Origin of the sequence: Stappia albiluteola (assembly GCF_014050225.1) — a bacterium.
GTDB lineage: Bacteria > Pseudomonadota > Alphaproteobacteria > Rhizobiales > Stappiaceae > Hongsoonwoonella > Hongsoonwoonella albiluteola.
Genome location: NZ_JACFXV010000067.1, coordinates 87631 through 103745 on the forward strand (window position 1 = coordinate 87631; position 16115 = coordinate 103745).

A 16115-nucleotide genomic window follows, 5' to 3' on the forward strand; every position below is an offset into this window, starting at 1 on the left:
AACCGAAAGGTAGAAGACCTTGTCCGCTCCCTTTGCGCCTTACGATCCCGGCCCGACGACACGGCGTAAGGGAAGAGCACCGCGCTTTCGCCGGGTGCCTTTGCGGCTCGTACTGCCGAATCTCGTCACACTGCTGGCACTGTGCGCCGGCCTGACCGCAATCCGCATGGCGCTGGAAGCACGCTGGGAAATGGCGATCGGCGCCATCGTGCTCGCCGCTTTCCTGGATGCAATGGACGGGCGTCTTGCGCGGCTCCTGAAGGGGACGTCGAAATTCGGCGCGGAACTGGATTCGCTCGCCGACTTCGTCAATTTCGGCGTGGCGCCGGCGCTGATTCTCTATTCCTGGCTGCTGCACGAGGTGCGCTCGCTGGGCTGGATCGCCGCGCTGGTCTTCTCGATCTCGGCGGCCCTCCGGCTGGCCCGCTTCAACGTATCGATCGACGATCCGGACAAGCCCGCCTGGTCGGTGAACTTCTTCACCGGGGTGCCGGCGCCCGCGGGGGCGCTGACCGCTCTGTTGCCGGTCTACATGGAGTTCGTCGGGGTCCTGCCGCATTGGGAAGAATTCGCGCCGGTGGTCGCGGTATACGTCGTGGTGGTCGGCCTGCTGATGGTCAGCCGGCTGCCGACCTTTTCCGGCAAGAAGCTCGGCACCCGCATTCGCCGCGATCTCGTGCTGCCGCTCTTCGTGCTGGCGGTGCTCTTCGTGGCCCTGCTCGTCAGCTATCCGTTCGAGGTGCTGATGGTGGGCAGCATCGCCTATCTCGTCTCGATCATTTTCGCCTGGAGAAGCTATCAGCGCTATCTGAAAGGCGATGCGGCAGGCGCGCAGGCGGGCGAGAGTTAGTACACCTACCCTGCGGATTGCCGCGATCCATGCTGCGCTGACGGGTGCGTGAGCCTGAACGGCGGGGTCGCTAACAGGCCCCGCCGTGCTTTCGTCTACTCCGCCGCCTCGGGCAGCGGGCGTTTGTCGCCGTCGACCTTAACGGCAGACTTCTTTGGCAGGGCAACCACCTCTCCGGACGCAGGGGCTTCCGCAGCCGATGCGGCAGGTTCGGCAATCGCTTCCCCGGACTTCGAGAACCTCGCCACGAACGGCCGTGCCAGACGCGATGCCGTCGACGACCACACGCTGGGAAGCGCAAGCATCGTCGGGATGACGACGAGTGTCAGCAGCGTCGAGAAGGCGAGGCCTGCAATGACGGCCGTGGAGAGCTGGATCCACCAGATGGCCGTGATCGAGCCGACCGAGATGACGCGGCCGAAGAAGTCGAAATTGACCTGCGTCGCCATCGGGATGAGGCCGGCAATCGTGGTGACCGTCGTCAGCATGATCGGACGGATGCGCTGCGCCGATGTCTTCAGCGCTGCATCGAGCGGCTCGATGCCGTCCTCGCGGAAGCGATTGTAGGTGTCGATCAGCACGATCGAGTTGTTCACCACGATGCCCGCGAGCGCGACGATGCCGGTACCCGTCATGATGATGGAGAATTTCTGGCCCGTGATCATCATGCCGAGCAGCACGCCCATGACCGACATCACCACCGTCGAGAGCGTCAGGAAGGTCTGGTAGAACGAGTTGAACTGCGTCAGCAGAATGATGAACATCAGGAAGAGCGATGCGATCATCGCCTTCATCAGGAACTCGCCCGACTCCTTCTGATCCTCGTCGGCGCCGCGGAACTTGAAGAGGATGTTGGAAGGCCAACTGCGCTCCTTCAGCCAGACGTCCAGTTCCGTCACCTTGTCGTCGGCCAGCAATCCGCTGTCCGGCTTTACATTGGCCTTCAGCATCATGGAATAGAGGCCGTCGCGTCGGGTGATGGAAGAGACCTTGGGTTGCGGCGTGCGCTCGACGAAATTGGCGAGCGGCACCAGTCCGAGCGGCGTCTGCAGGCGCAACTGGTCGAAGCGGTCGAGCGTGCGCTCGCCTTCCGGCAGTCGGACACGGATGTCCACCTCGTCGTCGGAATCCGTCGGCCGGTATTTGCCGATCAGCACGCCGTTGGTGACGAGCTGCACCATGGAGCCGACCGAGGCGATGCCTGCCTGGTAGCGCCCGGCCTGCTCGCGGTCGATGCCGATCTGCCATTCGATGCCGGGCAGGGGACGGTCGTCCTCCACGTCGATCAGCGTATCGTCGCCATTGAGATGGGCGCGGATATCGGCAACCGTCGCGACCAGCGTGCCGTAGTCGGTAGACTTGACCTCAAGCTGCAGGTCCTTGCCCGAAGGCGGGCCGCCCTCGATCTTGCGAACCTCCACCTTGATGCCGGCAAGGTTGGCCGTGCGGTCGCGGATCTCCTGGAAAATCGCGGTCGCCTTGCGCCGGCAGCAATAGTCGGCAAGCTCGATCTGCAACTCGCCGATCACGTCGGCAGGCTTGTCCTGGACGCCGCCGATGAAGTCGGGACCGCCGCCGCCACCCGGCGAAAAGGCGGCGGTGACGACATTCTCAACGCCCTTGACGCGCAGCACCTCGTGCTCGACTTCGCCGACAAGCGCCAATGCCTCCCGCGAGGAAAGATTGCCGCGGCCGGAGACGAGCACCACCGCCTGGTCCGGTTCCTCGTCGACGAAGAACTCGACGCCGGCATTGTTGGAGCCATAGGCAATGAAAATCGTGCCGCAAATAGCGATCACACCGACGATGACGACGAGGTTGCCAACCACGTTGCCGGCGAGAAGCTTGAGCAACCGCACGTAGAGGCCGGTGGCGCCCCTGATCTTGCGGGCGTCGAAGGCTTCAGCGCCAGAAAGCAGGCGCGCCTGGGCCTGATCCTCTTCCGCGCGCCTTGCCGCCGCCTGCCTGGAGCGGCGGACGATCGGCCTGAGCGCAAGGAAGGAGAGAATGGCGGTTGCGGCAAATGCAAACGCGGCAAGGGCCGAGAGCGCGCCAGCCAGGTTGTCGGCGCCAATGAGCGGGGTGAGGGCGGCCGCAAGCGGCGGCGCCTTCATGACGATCGTGGCCGCAAGCGTTGCGAAGAGCAGCGCCAGGAGGCCGGCCGCGTGGCGGCCGGTCCAGGACGAGATGGAGGCGAAAATGGCACCGGTAACCGGCAGGAACACCATCGCGGTGACCAGAGAGGCCGACAGCACGATGATGACCATGATCGGCAGGTAGCTCATGAACTCGCCCGCCACGCCCGGCCACAGGAGCATGGGCAGGAAGGCGGCGAGCGTCGTCGCCGTGGAGGAGACGATCGGCCAGAACATCAGCTTGGCGGCGCGGATATAGGCCTCGCGCTGTTCCATGCCTTCATGGATCTTGCGGTCGGCATATTCCACGACGACGATAGCGCCGTCGACCAGCATGCCGACGGTGAGCACCAGGCCGAACATCACCATGATGTTGACCGTCATGCCGAGCCCGCCGAGCAGCAGGAAGCCGATCATGAAGGAGGTCGGGATCGCAAGTCCGACCAGCAAGGCGGATTTCAGGCCGAGGGCGGCGATCACCAGCACCATGACAAGGAAGATCGCCGACAGGATCGACGATTGCAGCGAGCCGAGCGTCTCGTTGATGTTGCTCGACATGTCGATCATGAAGTCGACCTTGATCGTCTCCGGCCAGTCCTTCGTGGCATCGGCGACGACGGCGCGCACGGCCTCGTTGTTCTCGATGATGTTGGTGCCGATGCGCTTGGTCACCTTGAGCGCGATCGCCGGCTTGCCGTTGACGCGGGTGAAGCCGGTCGGATCCTTGAAGGTGCGGCGGATTTCCGCGACATCGGTGAGCGTGACGACGCCCTCGCCGCTTTGCTTGATCGGCAGCGAATAGACGTCCTCGGCATTTTCGACGAGGCCCGGCACCTTGACGTTGAAACGTCCGTGGCCGCCGTCGATGAAACCGGCGGGCACAAGCTGGTTATTGCGTGTCAGGGAATCGAGCAGTTCCTGCTGGGTGATTGCGTAGGATTCGAGCTTCAGCGTGTCGATGAGGACTTCCAGCAGCTCTTCCCGGTGGCCGGACAGATCGGCGGAGCGCACGGTGTCGATCGACTCGATTGAATCCTTCAGCCGCCGGGCATGACGGTAGAGCGTGCGTTCGGGAACGTCGCCGGACAGGGCTACCGTGATCGTCGGCAGCAGGGCGAAGTTGGTCTCCTGGATGACCGGTTCCTCGGCCTCCTCGGGCAACTCGCTCTTCGCCTGGTCGACCTTGTCGCGCACGTCGGCAAGGGCTTCGTCCTTGTCGAAGGAGATGTCGAATTCCAGAATGATGCCGGCATGGCCTTCCGAGGCGATCGCCGTGATCTCCTTCAGCCCGTCCAGACCGCGCAGGGTGGTCTCCATCGGCCGTACGAGCAGGCGCTCGGCATCTTCCGGCGACACACCCTGCTGGGCGATCGATACGTAGAAAACCGGCACGTCGATATCGGGGCTGTCTTCCTTCGGGATCGCGATGTAGGTGGCGACGCCGGCGACGACGAGCGCCACCATCAACACGAAGACCGTTTTCGGCCGTCGAAGGATGCCTTCGAGCATGGCTATCATTGGGCGACCTCAGCGGTATCGAGCACAGGTTCGACGGTTTCGCCTTCACTGACGTAGTCCTGGCCGACGACAATGACGCGGGCCTTGTCCGGCAGGCCGTCCACCCACACGCCGTCGGTCTCGCCGCCAAGCACGGTGACGGGTGCGAAAGCGACGCGGTTCTCGTCGTCGACGAGCCGCAGGCCGACGCGGCCTTCGTCGTTGAGCGTCAGCGCTGCCGGGCTGATCTTGTGCGCATGGCCTTCGTTCAGCGGCAGCCGGGTGAGGGCGGTGGTGCCGTCCAGCAGCTTGCCGTCGGCATTGGGCAGTTCGACTTCGATGCGGAAGGTGCGGGTGTCGGCGTCGGCGGAAGGGGCGATGTAGCGCACCTTGCCTTCGGCGGTCGTACCGGTCACCAGTTCCACCCTGGCCGGCTGCCCGAGCGAGGTCTTGGCGATGTCGCGCTCCGATACCTGGCCGATCGCCAGCATCGGGTTGGTGTCGACGATGGTGGCGCAGGCGTCGCCCTTGTCGAGCGTGGTGCCGACCTCCGCCATCGGGCTTTCGACGCGGCCGGCGACGGGCGCCTTGATGACCGTGCGCTCAAGCTCCAGCTCCGCCTCGCTGAGGCGCGCCTTGGCGGCATCGCGCTGCGCCTTCAGCGCGGCGACGCGGGTCTCGGCGGCGAAGCCCTTGGTGTTGAGGCTCGAGGACGCCTGGAAATCCAGTTCCGCCTGCGCGAGAAGTGCCTTCGCCTCCAGAACCTGGGCCTCGCGCACGCCCCGGTCGAGGACGCAAAGCACGGCGCCGGGTTCGACAAGCGCGCCTTCGGTCACGGGGCGCTCGACGATCCGCGCGTCCGTTTCCGCGCGCACCACGACCCTGGCTTCGGCTTCGGTCCGGCCGCGGATCTCCAGGACGGCGCGGCGTGTCTGCGCCTCGACAAGCTTCACCCTGACGGCGAAGGGCTTCTGCGCCGCTTCGGGCGCGCGCTCGGCCGGGGGCGGCGTTGCGCCCTCCGCATCGGCGCGGCCGGCTACGATCACCTTGCCTTCGGCCATCCACAGCGCGACGGCAGCCGTCAGGCCGATGGCAAGGACGTAAGAAAACTTGATACGCATTCAAATTGCTCCGCTGAATTATTGGGCCGTCACTCGGCGGCCTGCGGCAGCCCGGCATCCGCGCCGGAAGCGATCCGGATAAGCCGCTCGCCCTCCCGCTCCAGGAAGGCGAGGTCGTTGGTCATGCAGTTCAACCCGTATTCCACGATGAAGCCGGTGCCGGGATGGCTGGTGGCGTCGCGGATCGCGGTGAGCTTGGCGATTTCGGCCTTCAGGTTGCAGATACGCTCATCGAGCGCCTGGCGGATGACATCCGGGCCGGCAAGTTCGGCCCACATGGCAACCAGCAGGAAAGGCGAGCGGAACGTATCGGGTCCCGGCGGTTCGGCAAGCGCCTCGCGAAAGGCGGCGCGGCCGGCGTCGGTGATGGAATAAACCTTGCGGGCAGGCTTGCCCGGCTGCGGCTCTTCGCGCACCGTGACGAGGCCTTCGGTCTCCAGGCGTGCGAGCGTGGGGTATATCGAGCCGTAGCTCGCATCCTCGAAATAGCAGAAGTCCCCCTCCGTCAGATGCTTGCGGATCTCGTAGCCGGTGGTGTCACCGCAATTCAGGATCGCCAGGCAAAGGGTCTTGACGCTCATGGCCGCTCCGCAAACCTCGTGGCTAGCTCGAAAGATCAAGAAGTTTCAGGCTTTCGAAACCTGCAATATATCGAACCGATATATGACGCATCTATATATCGAGCGACGGCTTGTCAAGAATTCTCACGTAACGGAATTTTTTCATGCGGCTGCGCCATCGCGCCGCGTCGACCTTGACCCGGGCATTTGCGAGATTAGTTTCGGTAAGGGGAATGTTGCATTGCATGCGCATCCCGCAAGCGGGCAGGAGGTTTGAATGGCCGCTCCAGACAAGGCTAGCGCATCCATCTCGAACAAGACCGAAGCCGGCGTCCCGGCGGCGATCCGGCATCTCGCCCGCGAGCCGCTCTTTCGCCTGCTGGCCATCAACTGGCTGATCGGAGCCTTCGCGGCGTTGATCGTCACCGTGGGACTGCTCGCCCTCGACACGGCGGGCCTGCGGACGCTGATGGCGCATACGGAACATCCCGTGCTGCCGGCCGTCGTGCTGTTCTGCGGTCTTCTGATTACCTTCTGTTCGGCTGCTATGGGAGCGGCGATCATGGCGATGCCGAAGGGCGAGGACCAAGACAGGGGCAGGGGATCTCGCCTGCCGGCAGTGCCGCAGATGCTCGAATTGCAGCCGGCGCTTGCGCCTGCGAGGGCCCGCCCGCGCCGCTGATATCCTTTGCTACACTCTATCTTGCGTGCAATTCGGCAGGACGGCGTTGCAACAGGCCGTCCGCTGGGGTTCCATGATGGAAACTCATTGCTTCCAGCAGGATTCGCAGCATGACAGAGACCTATCCCCGTGACCTGATCGGCTACGGACGCGATATTCCCGATCCGAAATGGCCGGGCGGGGCCAATGTCGCCGTGCAGTTCGTCGTGAATTACGAAGAGGGCGGCGAAAACAACATCCTCCATGGCGACAGCCATTCGGAGGCCTTCCTTTCGGAAATCGTCGGCGCGCAGCCCTGGCATCGCCAGCGTCACATGAACATGGAGTCGATCTACGAATACGGCTCGCGTGCCGGTTTCTGGCGGTTGTGGCGTACCTTCACCGGCCGGTCGATCCCGGTCACGGTTTATGGCGTGGCGACGGCCCTTGCCCGCAATCCCGAAGCGGTCGCGGCGATGAAGGAAGCGGACTGGGAGATCGCCTCGCACGGGCTGAAGTGGATCGAGTACAAGGATTTCCCGAAGGAGGAGGAACGCCGCCACATGCAGGAGGCGATCCGCATCCACGAGGAGGTGACGGGCTCCCGTCCGCTCGGCTGGTATACGGGCCGGTCGTCGGAGTTCACCCGGTCGCTTGTGATGGAGGAGGGGGGCTTCCTCTACGATTCCGACAGCTATGCCGACGATCTGCCCTACTGGGTCGACGGCCCGAGCGGGCCGCATCTCGTCATTCCCTATACGCTCGACGCCAACGACATGCGCTTCGCGACGCCGCAGGGCTTCAATTCCGGCGATCAGTTCTTCGCCTACCTGAAGGACAGTTTCGACACGCTCTATGCGGAGGGCGAGGCCGGGAGCCCGAAGATGATGTCGGTGGGCCTGCATTGCCGCCTCGCGGGACGGCCTGGACGGGCCGCGGCCCTGGCGCGCTTTCTCGATTACGTCACCTCGCACGAAAAGGTATGGCTGCCCAGGCGCATCGATATCGCCTGGCACTGGCACGCCCACCACGCGCGCTGACAAAGGGATTCTGAAAGGGTTTTGGGGGCATGGGGGACTGCGTTCGCGCGATCGACAGGCTGGTGGACAGCCTCCATGCCAAGCCGCCCGTCCGGGCCTGGTCGCTGATTGCGACATTCTATGGCGACGCCATCGCGCCGCGTGGCGGGGAAGTCTGGCTGGGCACCATCACCGAACTGATGGCGGCCTTGCGTGTCGACGAGCGCGCCGTGCGGGCTGCGATGTCCCGGCTTGCCCGCGACGGCTGGCTGGAGCGCGCCAAGATCGGCCGCTTGAGCTATTACGGCCTGTCGGAAACCGGCCACGCAACCTTCGCCGAAGCCACGGAACGGATCTACAAGAGCGGACGAAAGACGGACGCGGAGGGCTGGCGGCTCGTACTGCTCGTCGATGGCGACGTGCGTGCCGGACAAAAGGAGCGGCTCGCCCGATCCGGTTTCGGTCAGTTCGCCCCGAATGTGATGATCGGCGCCGCTTCCACGCCGCTTCCTTCCGGCTTCGAAGGGCAGGGAGCGGCCGTACTGCTCGGCAAGCTGGAACTCGGCGACGAAGGCGATCTCGTCGGTCGGGCTTTCGACCTGATCCCGCTTTCGGTGCGCTATCAGGCCTTCCTGGACCGCTACCGGCCGCTGGTGAAGGCTCTGGAGCGTTCGGACCCGCCGGAAGGGCTTGAAGCGATGGTGGCCCGAACCCTGCTCATTCACGACTATCGCCGCATCGTGCTGCGCGATCCGCGCCTGCCGGCCCGGCTCCTCCCGGCGGACTGGCGCGGACACGAGGCGGAAGCGCTTTGCGCCGCGCTTTACAAGCGGTTGCTTGCGCCGTCCGATGCCTGGCTGAAATCGGCGGCTTCCAGCCGGAAAGGGCGCTTGCCCGCTCCCAATCGTGACTACGACAAGCGCTTTTCCTCCTGAAAAATCTATCCTTTTCGACAAGGCGAAACCGGTGCGGCGAGGCTGCGTTCTAATATGTGACGGAAAATCATTGCATATTATAAATACTGTCACTTATAATTATTCCAGGCTGGCAGGCGGTGGACGGCCGTTTGCGGCCAATCAATGCTCCGCGTCGTTCGTTGTGGCAGATGAGGAGCACGCCATCATTCAGGGGCGGCGCGAAGGAGGGAGGCGCGGATGTACACTCAGGCGCTCAACACGGTCGATACGGCGTCGACGGTCGAGGATGCCGAGCGGGAGGCGGCCTTTCAGGGACGCATCGACGCGGAAGAAAAGATCGAGCCCAACGACTGGATGCCTGAGGCCTACCGCAAGACGCTGGTCCGCCAGATTTCCCAGCACGCCCATTCCGAGATCGTCGGCATGCTGCCGGAAGGCAACTGGATCACGCGCGCGCCGACGCTGAAGCGCAAGGCGGCCCTTCTTGCCAAGGTGCAGGACGAAGGGGGCCATGGCCTCTATCTTTATTCCGCCGCAGAAACGCTCGGCGTATCGCGCGAGGAACTGACCGAGCAGCTTCTGTCGGGCAAGGCCAAATACTCGTCGATCTTCAACTATCCGACGCTGACCTGGGCGGATATCGGCGCGATCGGCTGGCTCGTCGACGGGGCAGCGATCATGAACCAGATCCCGCTCTGCCGCTGCTCCTTCGGCCCCTATTCGCGCGCGATGATCCGCATCTGCAAGGAAGAGAGCTTCCACCAGCGCCAGGGCTACGAACTGCTGCTGACCATGTGCCGCTCCTCCGAGGAACAGAAGGCGATGGTGCAGGACGCGCTGAACCGCTGGTGGTGGCCGTCGCTGATGATGTTCGGCCCGTCCGACAAGGACTCGCTGCATTCGGCCCAGTCAATGGCATGGAAGATCAAGCGCTTCACCAATGACGAGCTCAGGCAGAAATTCGTGGATGCGACGGTGCCCCAGGCGCACTTTCTTGGCCTGACGATCCCGGACGAGGATCTGAAGCTCAACGAGGAAACCGGCCATTGGGAGTATGGCGAGATCGACTGGTCGGAATTCGCCCGCGTACTCAAGGGTGATGGCCCCTGCAACAGGCAGCGCATGAAGGCGCGGCGCAAGGCGCATGCGGAAGGCGGATGGGTGCGCGAAGCCGCACTTGCCTATGCCGAGAAACGCGCGGCGCGTCGTGCGGCGAAATCGGCCGCGGCCTGAGCGAACCAGAGTCAAATCAAGGCGCTGCAACAAGGCGCTGAACCGAATTTCGAGGAACGTCCAATGAGCGAGAAAGCAACGCCGCTTTGGGAAGTCTTCATCCGCTCGCGCACCGGCATGGCGCATCGCCATGTCGGCTCCGTCCATGCGGCGGACCCGGAAATGGCGCTTCAGGCGGCGCGCGACGTCTATACGCGGCGCGGCGAGGGGCTATCCGTCTGGGTCGTGCCCTCCAGTGCCATCGTGGCTTCCGATCCGGACGAGAAGGGCATGATGTTCGAGCCCACGGGCACGAAGATCTACCGCCATCCGACCTTCTACGAGATCCCGGACGAAGTCGGCAACATGTGAACCTGCGGGTTGCTTCCGACAATTCCGAAGGACAGGAAACGACCGATGAAGGATCAGCTCTTCGCTTATGTCTTGCGCCTTGCCGACGACGCGGCGATCCTCGGACAGCGCCTTGGCGAGTGGTGCGGCCACGCGCCGACGCTTGAGGAGGATATCGGTCTGGCCAATATCGGCCTCGACTATATCGGGCAGGCGCGCGCGCTTTACACCTATGCAGGCGAGATCGAGGGCAAGGGCCGCGACGAGGACCAGCTTTGCTTTCTCAGGCATGAGCGGGAGTTTTCCAACTGCCTGCTGGTCGAGCAGCCGAACGGCGATTTCGCCGAGACGATTGCCCGGGAGTTCTTCTTTGCCGCCTTCATGCTGCCTTTCTGGACGCGGCTGAAGGCGTCGCGCGACGAGACGCTGGCGGCGATTGCCGCGAAGGCGGAGAAGGAAGCCGCCTATCACCTGCGCCACTCCGCCGAATGGGTGATCCGCCTTGGCGACGGCACCGGGGAAAGCCACGAGCGCATGCAGGACGCCGTCGAGGCGCTGTGGATCTATACGGGCGAGCTTTTCGAGGTCGACGATACGCTCGCCACACTGATCGCGGACGGTATTGCCGTCGATCCGGAGCCGATCCGCACGGAATGGCGCGAAACCGTTGCCAGAGTATTGAGCGAGGCGACGCTTGCCATACCGGAAGAAGGCTACGCGCAGACCGGCGGGCGTTCCGGCATCCATACCGAGCATTTCGGCCATCTGCTGTCAGAGATGCAGTACATGCAGCGGGCCTATCCTGGCCTGAAGTGGTGAGCGCCATGTCCGCAACGGCCAAGTTTCGCGAGAATGTCGAGGGTCTGCGCCGCATCGCCTGGGATGTCGCGGCAAAGGTGGTCGATCCGGAAGTGCCGGTGCTGACCATCGAGGATCTTGGCGTGTTGCGCGACGTGCGTATCGCGGATGACGGTGTGGTCGAGGTCGACATCACGCCGACCTATACCGGCTGCCCGGCGATGGGCGTGTTCACCATGGATATCGAGACGGAACTTGCCAAGGCGGGCTTCGGAGAGGTGCGCATCAACACGGTGCTTTCGCCGGCCTGGACGACGGACTGGCTCTCCGAGGAAGCGCGCGAAAAGCTGCGCGACTACGGCATCGCTCCGCCGGCCGGCAAGGCTTCGCGCCGCGCGCTGTTCGGCGACGACGAGGTGACCTGCCCCCGTTGCGGCTCGAAGAACACCGAAAAGGTCTCCGAGTTCGGCTCCACCGCCTGCAAGGCGCTCTGGCGCTGCTGCGACTGCGCGGAGCCTTTCGACTATTTCAAATGCATCTAGGGTCTGTTGGGGATCGAACCGAATGTCGCCTCGCTTTCACACGCTGAAGATCAAGGATGTCCGCCGCGAGACGCAGGATGCCGTGACGGTCTCCTTCGATGTGCCTGAAGGATTGAGGGAAGACTACCGGTTTTCCGCCGGTCAGTACCTGACGTTGAAGACCCTGATCCAAGGCAGCGAAGTGCGGCGCTCCTATTCGATCTGCGCGGGAGAAGGCGACGGCGAACTGCGCGTTGCGATCAAGAAGATCGACGGCGGACTGTTCTCGAATTTCGCCAACGAGAACCTGGCGCCCGGCGCGGAGATCGAGGTGATGAGCCCGTCCGGCCGCTTCGCCGTTCCGGCAGGCGAGGGCGGACCGCGCACGCTGGTGGCGATTGCCGCCGGATCCGGTATCACGCCGATCCTTGCAATGATCCGCACCGTGATGGCGCGCGAGCCGGAGACGCAATTCTTCCTCTTCTACGGCAACCGCACCTCGCAATCGATCATCTTCAAGGGAGAGCTCGAGGATCTGAAGGACCGCTACCCGACGAGGCTTGCCGTCTATCACGTGCTGTCGCGCGAGGCGCAGGACGTGTCGCTGCTCTCGGGCCGGCTCGACGCGGAGAAGCTGCGGACGCTGTTGACCAGCATCGTGCCGGCTGCCGACGTCGATCACTTCTTTCTTTGCGGACCGGGCGAGTTGATCGAGATGGCAAGGACGAGCCTTTCTACGCTCGGCGTTCCGGTTGAGAAGGTCCACCAGGAATTCTTCACCCCGGCCGACGGCACCGCGCCGCATGCGCCGAAGCCGGCTCACAAGGGCGCCCATGTCGATCACGCGGCGCTGGCCGAACTCGTCATCGATGGCGCGCGCTATTCCGTTCCGGTCGCGGCGGGCGAGACGATCATCGACGCGGCGGCGCGTGCGGGCGTCGAGGCGCCGTTCTCCTGCAAGGGCGGCATGTGCTGCACCTGCCGGGCAAAGGTGGTCGAGGGCGAGGTGGATATGGCCGTGAATTACTCGCTCGAACCTTGGGAACTGGAAGCCGGCTTCGTGCTTTCCTGCCAGTCGCGGCCCGTCAGCGAACGGGTGGTGCTGGATTACGACGAGATTTGAGCGAGTCCGCAATCACCCTGCCAAACTTCTTGCCCCGTTGAGCAGGATCGTCGTTGCGATGTCGGCATAGTCGTCGCGGCTGACAGGGCCACCTTCGCGAAACCAGAGGTAATGCCAGTTGACCATGCCAAAGAGGCTCATGGTCACCGGCTTCAGGAGCAGCGAGCCGGAGCCGAGTTCCGGCACCGCTTTTGCGATCGCATCGGCGAAGAGGCGCACGAGGTGGCGTTCGCGCGCCTTCAGCTCTTCCTGCTGGTCGGGGGGCAGGCGCTTCATCTCGTTGATCTGGATCTTGTGCTCCGCATTGGCGTCGCGATAGGCCTCCAGCAGGGCGGCCACATAATCGCGCAGTAGCGCTTCGGCCGGCTTTGAAGTGTCGACTGCCAGCTCCACGCCCTGGATCAGTTCGTCTAGGTGGTCACGGATGATGTCGAAGAGAAGCTGATCCTTGTTGGTATAGTAGTGGTAGAGCAGCGCCTTGGAGACGCCGCAGCCCTGCGCGATCTGGCTCATCGAGGCACGGTCGAAGCCATGTTCGGCGAAGAGCTCCGCCGACGTCTTCAGAATGGCCTTGCGTTTCTCGTCGTAATCTTCCGCGCGCGGCCGCGCCATCGTGCTCTCCTGTCGTCCGCTGCTTCCATTCGATCCTGAATCAGCCGAAGCGCCGCCCGGATATCAGTCTTTCGGCCGCCGGTCGACCACGCGCTTCGCCTTGCCCATCGACCGCTCGATGGATTGCGGGGCGGCCACGACGACCTTCACCGAAATGCCGATAGTGTCCTTGATGTGCTTCCTGAGTTCTGCCGCGCTCGCCTCGCGGCCGGCCGCATCCGCCGAGGAGGGCGCCGCTTCCACATGCACGGCCATGTCGTCCATGCGGCCCTCGCGGGTGAGCTCCACGTAGTAATGCGGCGACAGGCCCGGCGAGCGCAGGATCTGCTCCTCGATCTGGGTCGGGAAGACGTTCACGCCGCGCACGATCATCATGTCGTCGGAGCGGCCGGTCACCTTTTCCATCCGCCGCATGGAGCGGGCGGTGCCCGGCAACAGCCGCGTCAGGTCGCGCGTGCGATAGCGGATGACGGGCATCGCTTCCTTGCTCAGCGAGGTGAAGACCAGTTCGCCCTTCTCGCCGTCCGGCAGCACGTCGCCGGTCACCGGGTCGATCACCTCCGGATAGAAATGATCTTCCCAGATGTGCAGGCCGTCCTTGGTCTCCACGCATTCGTTGGCGACGCCCGGGCCGATCACTTCCGACAGGCCGTAGATGTCGACCGCGTGCATGTCGAAATCCTGCTCGATCTCTTCGCGCATGGCGTTGGTCCACGGCTCGGCACCGAAAATGCCGACCTTCAGCGAGGTCGTGCGCGGATCGATGCCGCGATGGCGGAATTCGTCGAGGATCGCCAGCATATAGGAAGGCGTCACCATGATGATGTCGGGCTGGAAGTCCTGGATCAGCGACACCTGGCGCTCCGTCATGCCGCCGGACATCGGGATGACCGTGCAGCCGAGTTCCTCCGCGCCGTAATGGGCGCCGAGGCCGCCGGTGAAGAGGCCGTAGCCATAGGCCACGTGCACCTTCATGCCGGGCCGGCCGCCGGAGGCGCGAATGGAGCGGGCGACGACCTCGGCCCAGACCTGGATGTCCTTCTTGGTATAGCCGACCACGGTGGGCTTGCCGGTGGTGCCGGAAGACGCATGGACGCGGGCGATCCTGTCGTGCGGCACGGCGAACATGCCGAAGGGATAGTTTTCGCGCAGGGTCTGCTTTGACGTGAAGGGGAAGTGGCGCAGGTCCGCCAGTCCCTTCAGGTCGCCCGGGTGCACGCCCTTCTCGTCGAAGGCCTTGCGGTAGTGCGGCACGTTTTCATAGGCGTGCGAGAGCGTCCATTTCAGCCGCTGCAGCTGTAGGGCCGCTATTTCATCGCGCGATGCGGTTTCGATCGCCGACAGGTCTCCGGGGCGGGGAGAAAGGTCGAGCATCTGGGCATTCCTCCGCGTTTTTCCGATCCGGCCTTATGCGGCCGATTTGTCATTCCGGCACTTCGACGAGCGTTCCGCCGATCGTCCGCGAATTGCCGCGGAACTCCGCGACAATCTCGCCCGCCTCTGTGGCGACGGTCACGTCCGTAATACCCGAGCGGCCCTTGCGGAAGCGCTCCACAGCTTTGGCGATCAGGCGTTCGCCAAGCCGGGCGGGGCGCAGGAACGAGACAGCGCAATGACTTGCAACCGTATTTTCATTGCCGCCGTTGCAGGCGAAGGCGAAGGCGCTGTCCGCCAGCGTGAAGATCAACCCGCCATGGCAGATGTCATGACCGTTGACCATGCTCTCGCGGACGGTCATCGCCAGCGTCGCGCGGCCCGGCCCGACCTCGACGATTTCCATGCCGAGCGCCTGGCTCGCCCGGTCGTTCTTCCACATGGCCTCGGCGCAGGCCCTTGCGAGATCGTCAGGCGTCATCCGGTCTTCTCCGTTGGCTCCTTGCCGGTAAAGGCGGGTGTGCGCTTTTCCATGAAGGCGCGCACGCCCTCGGCATAGTCGGGCGAAAAGCCGGCTTTCTGCTGCAGGTCGCGCTCGAGATCGAGCTGGGTGTCGAGATCGGCGGTCGCGGATGCCTCCAGCGCCTGCTTGATGAGGCCGAGACCATAGGTCGGCGCCCTGGCGAGAGCGGCAGCGAGTTTCCGCGCCGTCGGCATCAGATCGGCATCGGGCAGAGCTTGCCAGATCATACCCCAGTCTGCGGCCTGCCGGGCCGAAACGGGTTCGGCGAGCATTGCAAGCGCCTTGGCCCGCGCCATGCCGACGAGGCGGGGCAGGGCCCAGGTGCCGCCTGAATCCGGCAGGAGGCCGATCCTGGCGAAGGCCTGGATGAATTTCGCGCTTTCCGCAGCAAGCACGATATCGCAGGCAAGCGCGATATTTGCGCCGGCGCCGGCCGCAACGCCGTTCACCGCCGCGACGACGGGCTTGGGCAGCGCCTTGATGCGGCGTATGAGCGGATTGTAGTAACTCTCTATGGTAACGGCGAGATCGGGTGGGGTGCCATCCTTCGGCGTAACGCGATCCGACAAGTCCTGGCCGGCGGAAAATGCACGTCCGGCTCCCGTAATCAGCACAGCCCTGATACCATCGTCCCGTTCGGCCCGTTCAAAGGCGTCGGCGAGGCGTTCATGCATGGCAACGGTGAAGGAATTCAGCTTGTCGGGCCGGTTCAGCGTTATCGTCAACACGCCGTCCGCAACCTGGGAAAGCACGACTTCGCTCTCCATCGTCCAGATCTCCTCCCTTTCGACCGCTGGCGATCCGCGTTGAGCGTTCGTTACGTCAATTTGACCGGCCATGT

Annotated in this window: 16 protein-coding genes; 9 read left to right on the top strand and 7 right to left on the bottom strand. The window is 64.1% G+C overall.

Annotation, left to right across the window (positions count from 1 at the left end; all coding sequences use genetic code 11):
• The first annotated feature begins 19 nt into the window (after positions 1 to 19).
• A complete protein-coding gene (pssA, locus tag H2509_RS19855) occupies positions 20 to 850 on the top strand; it encodes a CDP-diacylglycerol--serine O-phosphatidyltransferase (protein ID WP_213085679.1) in 831 nt (276 codons plus the stop codon).
• Between the two features lie 95 nt (positions 851 to 945).
• Here the strand turns inward: pssA and H2509_RS20820 are convergent, their stop codons facing one another.
• The 3 genes from H2509_RS20820 to H2509_RS19870 are packed head-to-tail and all read right to left on the bottom strand — an operon-like array spanning position 946 to position 6184.
• On the bottom strand, positions 946 to 4503 hold the full coding sequence (locus tag H2509_RS20820) for an efflux RND transporter permease subunit (protein WP_182168212.1): 3558 nt from the start codon (positions 4501 to 4503) through the stop codon (positions 946 to 948).
• Entirely contained in the window at positions 4500 to 5603 is a 1104-nt protein-coding gene (locus H2509_RS19865; RefSeq protein WP_182168213.1) for an efflux RND transporter periplasmic adaptor subunit, read from the bottom strand. The genes H2509_RS20820 and H2509_RS19865 overlap by 4 nt, the downstream gene beginning before the upstream one ends.
• Positions 5604 to 5632: 29 nt before the next feature.
• A complete protein-coding gene (locus tag H2509_RS19870; protein ID WP_182168214.1) occupies positions 5633 to 6184 on the bottom strand; it encodes a PadR family transcriptional regulator in 552 nt (183 codons plus the stop codon).
• A gap of 256 nt (positions 6185 to 6440) precedes the next feature.
• On the opposite strand from H2509_RS19870, the gene H2509_RS19875 reads away from it, so the two are divergent.
• The 8 genes from H2509_RS19875 (at position 6441) to paaE (ending at position 12765) form a co-directional block, all read left to right on the top strand.
• Complete coding sequence (locus H2509_RS19875) at positions 6441 to 6845, top strand: hypothetical protein (protein ID WP_182168215.1); 405 nt, start codon at positions 6441 to 6443, stop codon at positions 6843 to 6845.
• A gap of 110 nt (positions 6846 to 6955) precedes the next feature.
• Positions 6956 to 7864 carry an allantoinase PuuE gene (gene puuE, locus H2509_RS19880; protein ID WP_182168216.1) on the top strand — a complete coding sequence of 303 codons (909 nt, stop codon included), beginning with the start codon at positions 6956 to 6958 and terminating at the stop codon, positions 7862 to 7864.
• A 29-nt stretch (positions 7865 to 7893) separates the two neighbouring features.
• Positions 7894 to 8778 carry a PaaX family transcriptional regulator gene (locus H2509_RS19885; protein WP_182168217.1) on the top strand — a complete coding sequence of 295 codons (885 nt, stop codon included), beginning with the start codon at positions 7894 to 7896 and terminating at the stop codon, positions 8776 to 8778.
• Between the two features lie 219 nt (positions 8779 to 8997).
• Positions 8998 to 9993 (top strand): 1,2-phenylacetyl-CoA epoxidase subunit PaaA, encoded by a 996-nt coding sequence (gene paaA / locus H2509_RS19890; protein WP_182168218.1) that lies wholly within the window; start codon positions 8998 to 9000, stop codon positions 9991 to 9993.
• Between the two features lie 63 nt (positions 9994 to 10056).
• Positions 10057 to 10344: a 1,2-phenylacetyl-CoA epoxidase subunit PaaB gene (gene paaB / locus H2509_RS19895; protein ID WP_182168219.1), complete on the top strand. Its 288-nt coding sequence runs from the start codon at positions 10057 to 10059 to the stop codon at positions 10342 to 10344.
• A gap of 45 nt (positions 10345 to 10389) precedes the next feature.
• Positions 10390 to 11142 carry a 1,2-phenylacetyl-CoA epoxidase subunit PaaC gene (gene paaC / locus H2509_RS19900; RefSeq protein ID WP_182168220.1) on the top strand — a complete coding sequence of 251 codons (753 nt, stop codon included), beginning with the start codon at positions 10390 to 10392 and terminating at the stop codon, positions 11140 to 11142.
• Between the two features lie 5 nt (positions 11143 to 11147).
• Entirely contained in the window at positions 11148 to 11663 is a 516-nt protein-coding gene (gene paaD / locus H2509_RS19905; protein WP_182168221.1) for a 1,2-phenylacetyl-CoA epoxidase subunit PaaD, read from the top strand.
• Positions 11664 to 11685: 22 nt separating this feature from the next.
• On the top strand, positions 11686 to 12765 hold the full coding sequence (paaE, locus tag H2509_RS19910) for a 1,2-phenylacetyl-CoA epoxidase subunit PaaE (RefSeq protein WP_182168222.1): 1080 nt from the start codon (positions 11686 to 11688) through the stop codon (positions 12763 to 12765).
• 12 nt (positions 12766 to 12777) lie between these two features.
• Here paaE and H2509_RS19915 read toward each other — a convergent pair whose 3' ends face one another.
• The 4 genes from H2509_RS19915 to paaG form a co-directional block, all read right to left on the bottom strand.
• Entirely contained in the window at positions 12778 to 13377 is a 600-nt protein-coding gene (locus tag H2509_RS19915; protein WP_182168223.1) for a TetR/AcrR family transcriptional regulator, read from the bottom strand.
• A 63-nt stretch (positions 13378 to 13440) separates the two neighbouring features.
• On the bottom strand, positions 13441 to 14751 hold the full coding sequence (gene paaK / locus H2509_RS19920; protein WP_182168224.1) for a phenylacetate--CoA ligase PaaK: 1311 nt from the start codon (positions 14749 to 14751) through the stop codon (positions 13441 to 13443).
• A gap of 49 nt (positions 14752 to 14800) precedes the next feature.
• Positions 14801 to 15232 (bottom strand): hydroxyphenylacetyl-CoA thioesterase PaaI, encoded by a 432-nt coding sequence (gene paaI, locus H2509_RS19925; protein WP_182168225.1) that lies wholly within the window; start codon positions 15230 to 15232, stop codon positions 14801 to 14803.
• Positions 15229 to 16041 carry a 2-(1,2-epoxy-1,2-dihydrophenyl)acetyl-CoA isomerase PaaG gene (paaG, locus tag H2509_RS19930; RefSeq protein ID WP_182168226.1) on the bottom strand — a complete coding sequence of 271 codons (813 nt, stop codon included), beginning with the start codon at positions 16039 to 16041 and terminating at the stop codon, positions 15229 to 15231. The genes paaI and paaG overlap by 4 nt, the downstream gene beginning before the upstream one ends.
• Positions 16042 to 16115 lie beyond the last annotated feature (74 nt).

Bases quoted from the DNA above. Each gene is read 5' to 3' on its own strand.
- H2509_RS19865 (WP_182168213.1), bottom strand. From the start codon at position 5,603: ATGCGTATCAAGTTTTCTTACGTCCTTGCCATCGGCCTGACGGCTGCC.
- H2509_RS19915 (WP_182168223.1), bottom strand. From the start codon at position 13,377: ATGGCGCGGCCGCGCGCGGAAGATTACGACGAGAAACGCAAGGCCATT.
- puuE (WP_182168216.1), top strand. From the start codon at position 6,956: ATGACAGAGACCTATCCCCGTGACCTGATCGGCTACGGACGCGATATT.
- H2509_RS19875 (WP_182168215.1), top strand. From the start codon at position 6,441: ATGGCCGCTCCAGACAAGGCTAGCGCATCCATCTCGAACAAGACCGAA.
- paaB (WP_182168219.1), top strand. From the start codon at position 10,057: ATGAGCGAGAAAGCAACGCCGCTTTGGGAAGTCTTCATCCGCTCGCGC.
- paaD (WP_182168221.1), top strand. From the start codon at position 11,148: ATGTCCGCAACGGCCAAGTTTCGCGAGAATGTCGAGGGTCTGCGCCGC.
- paaK (WP_182168224.1), bottom strand. From the start codon at position 14,751: ATGCTCGACCTTTCTCCCCGCCCCGGAGACCTGTCGGCGATCGAAACC.
- paaA (WP_182168218.1), top strand. From the start codon at position 8,998: ATGTACACTCAGGCGCTCAACACGGTCGATACGGCGTCGACGGTCGAG.
- paaC (WP_182168220.1), top strand. From the start codon at position 10,390: ATGAAGGATCAGCTCTTCGCTTATGTCTTGCGCCTTGCCGACGACGCG.
- H2509_RS19885 (WP_182168217.1), top strand. From the start codon at position 7,894: ATGGGGGACTGCGTTCGCGCGATCGACAGGCTGGTGGACAGCCTCCAT.
- H2509_RS20820 (WP_182168212.1), bottom strand. From the start codon at position 4,503: ATGATAGCCATGCTCGAAGGCATCCTTCGACGGCCGAAAACGGTCTTC.
- paaG (WP_182168226.1), bottom strand. From the start codon at position 16,041: ATGGAGAGCGAAGTCGTGCTTTCCCAGGTTGCGGACGGCGTGTTGACG.
- H2509_RS19870 (WP_182168214.1), bottom strand. From the start codon at position 6,184: ATGAGCGTCAAGACCCTTTGCCTGGCGATCCTGAATTGCGGTGACACC.
- paaE (WP_182168222.1), top strand. From the start codon at position 11,686: ATGTCGCCTCGCTTTCACACGCTGAAGATCAAGGATGTCCGCCGCGAG.
- paaI (WP_182168225.1), bottom strand. From the start codon at position 15,232: ATGACGCCTGACGATCTCGCAAGGGCCTGCGCCGAGGCCATGTGGAAG.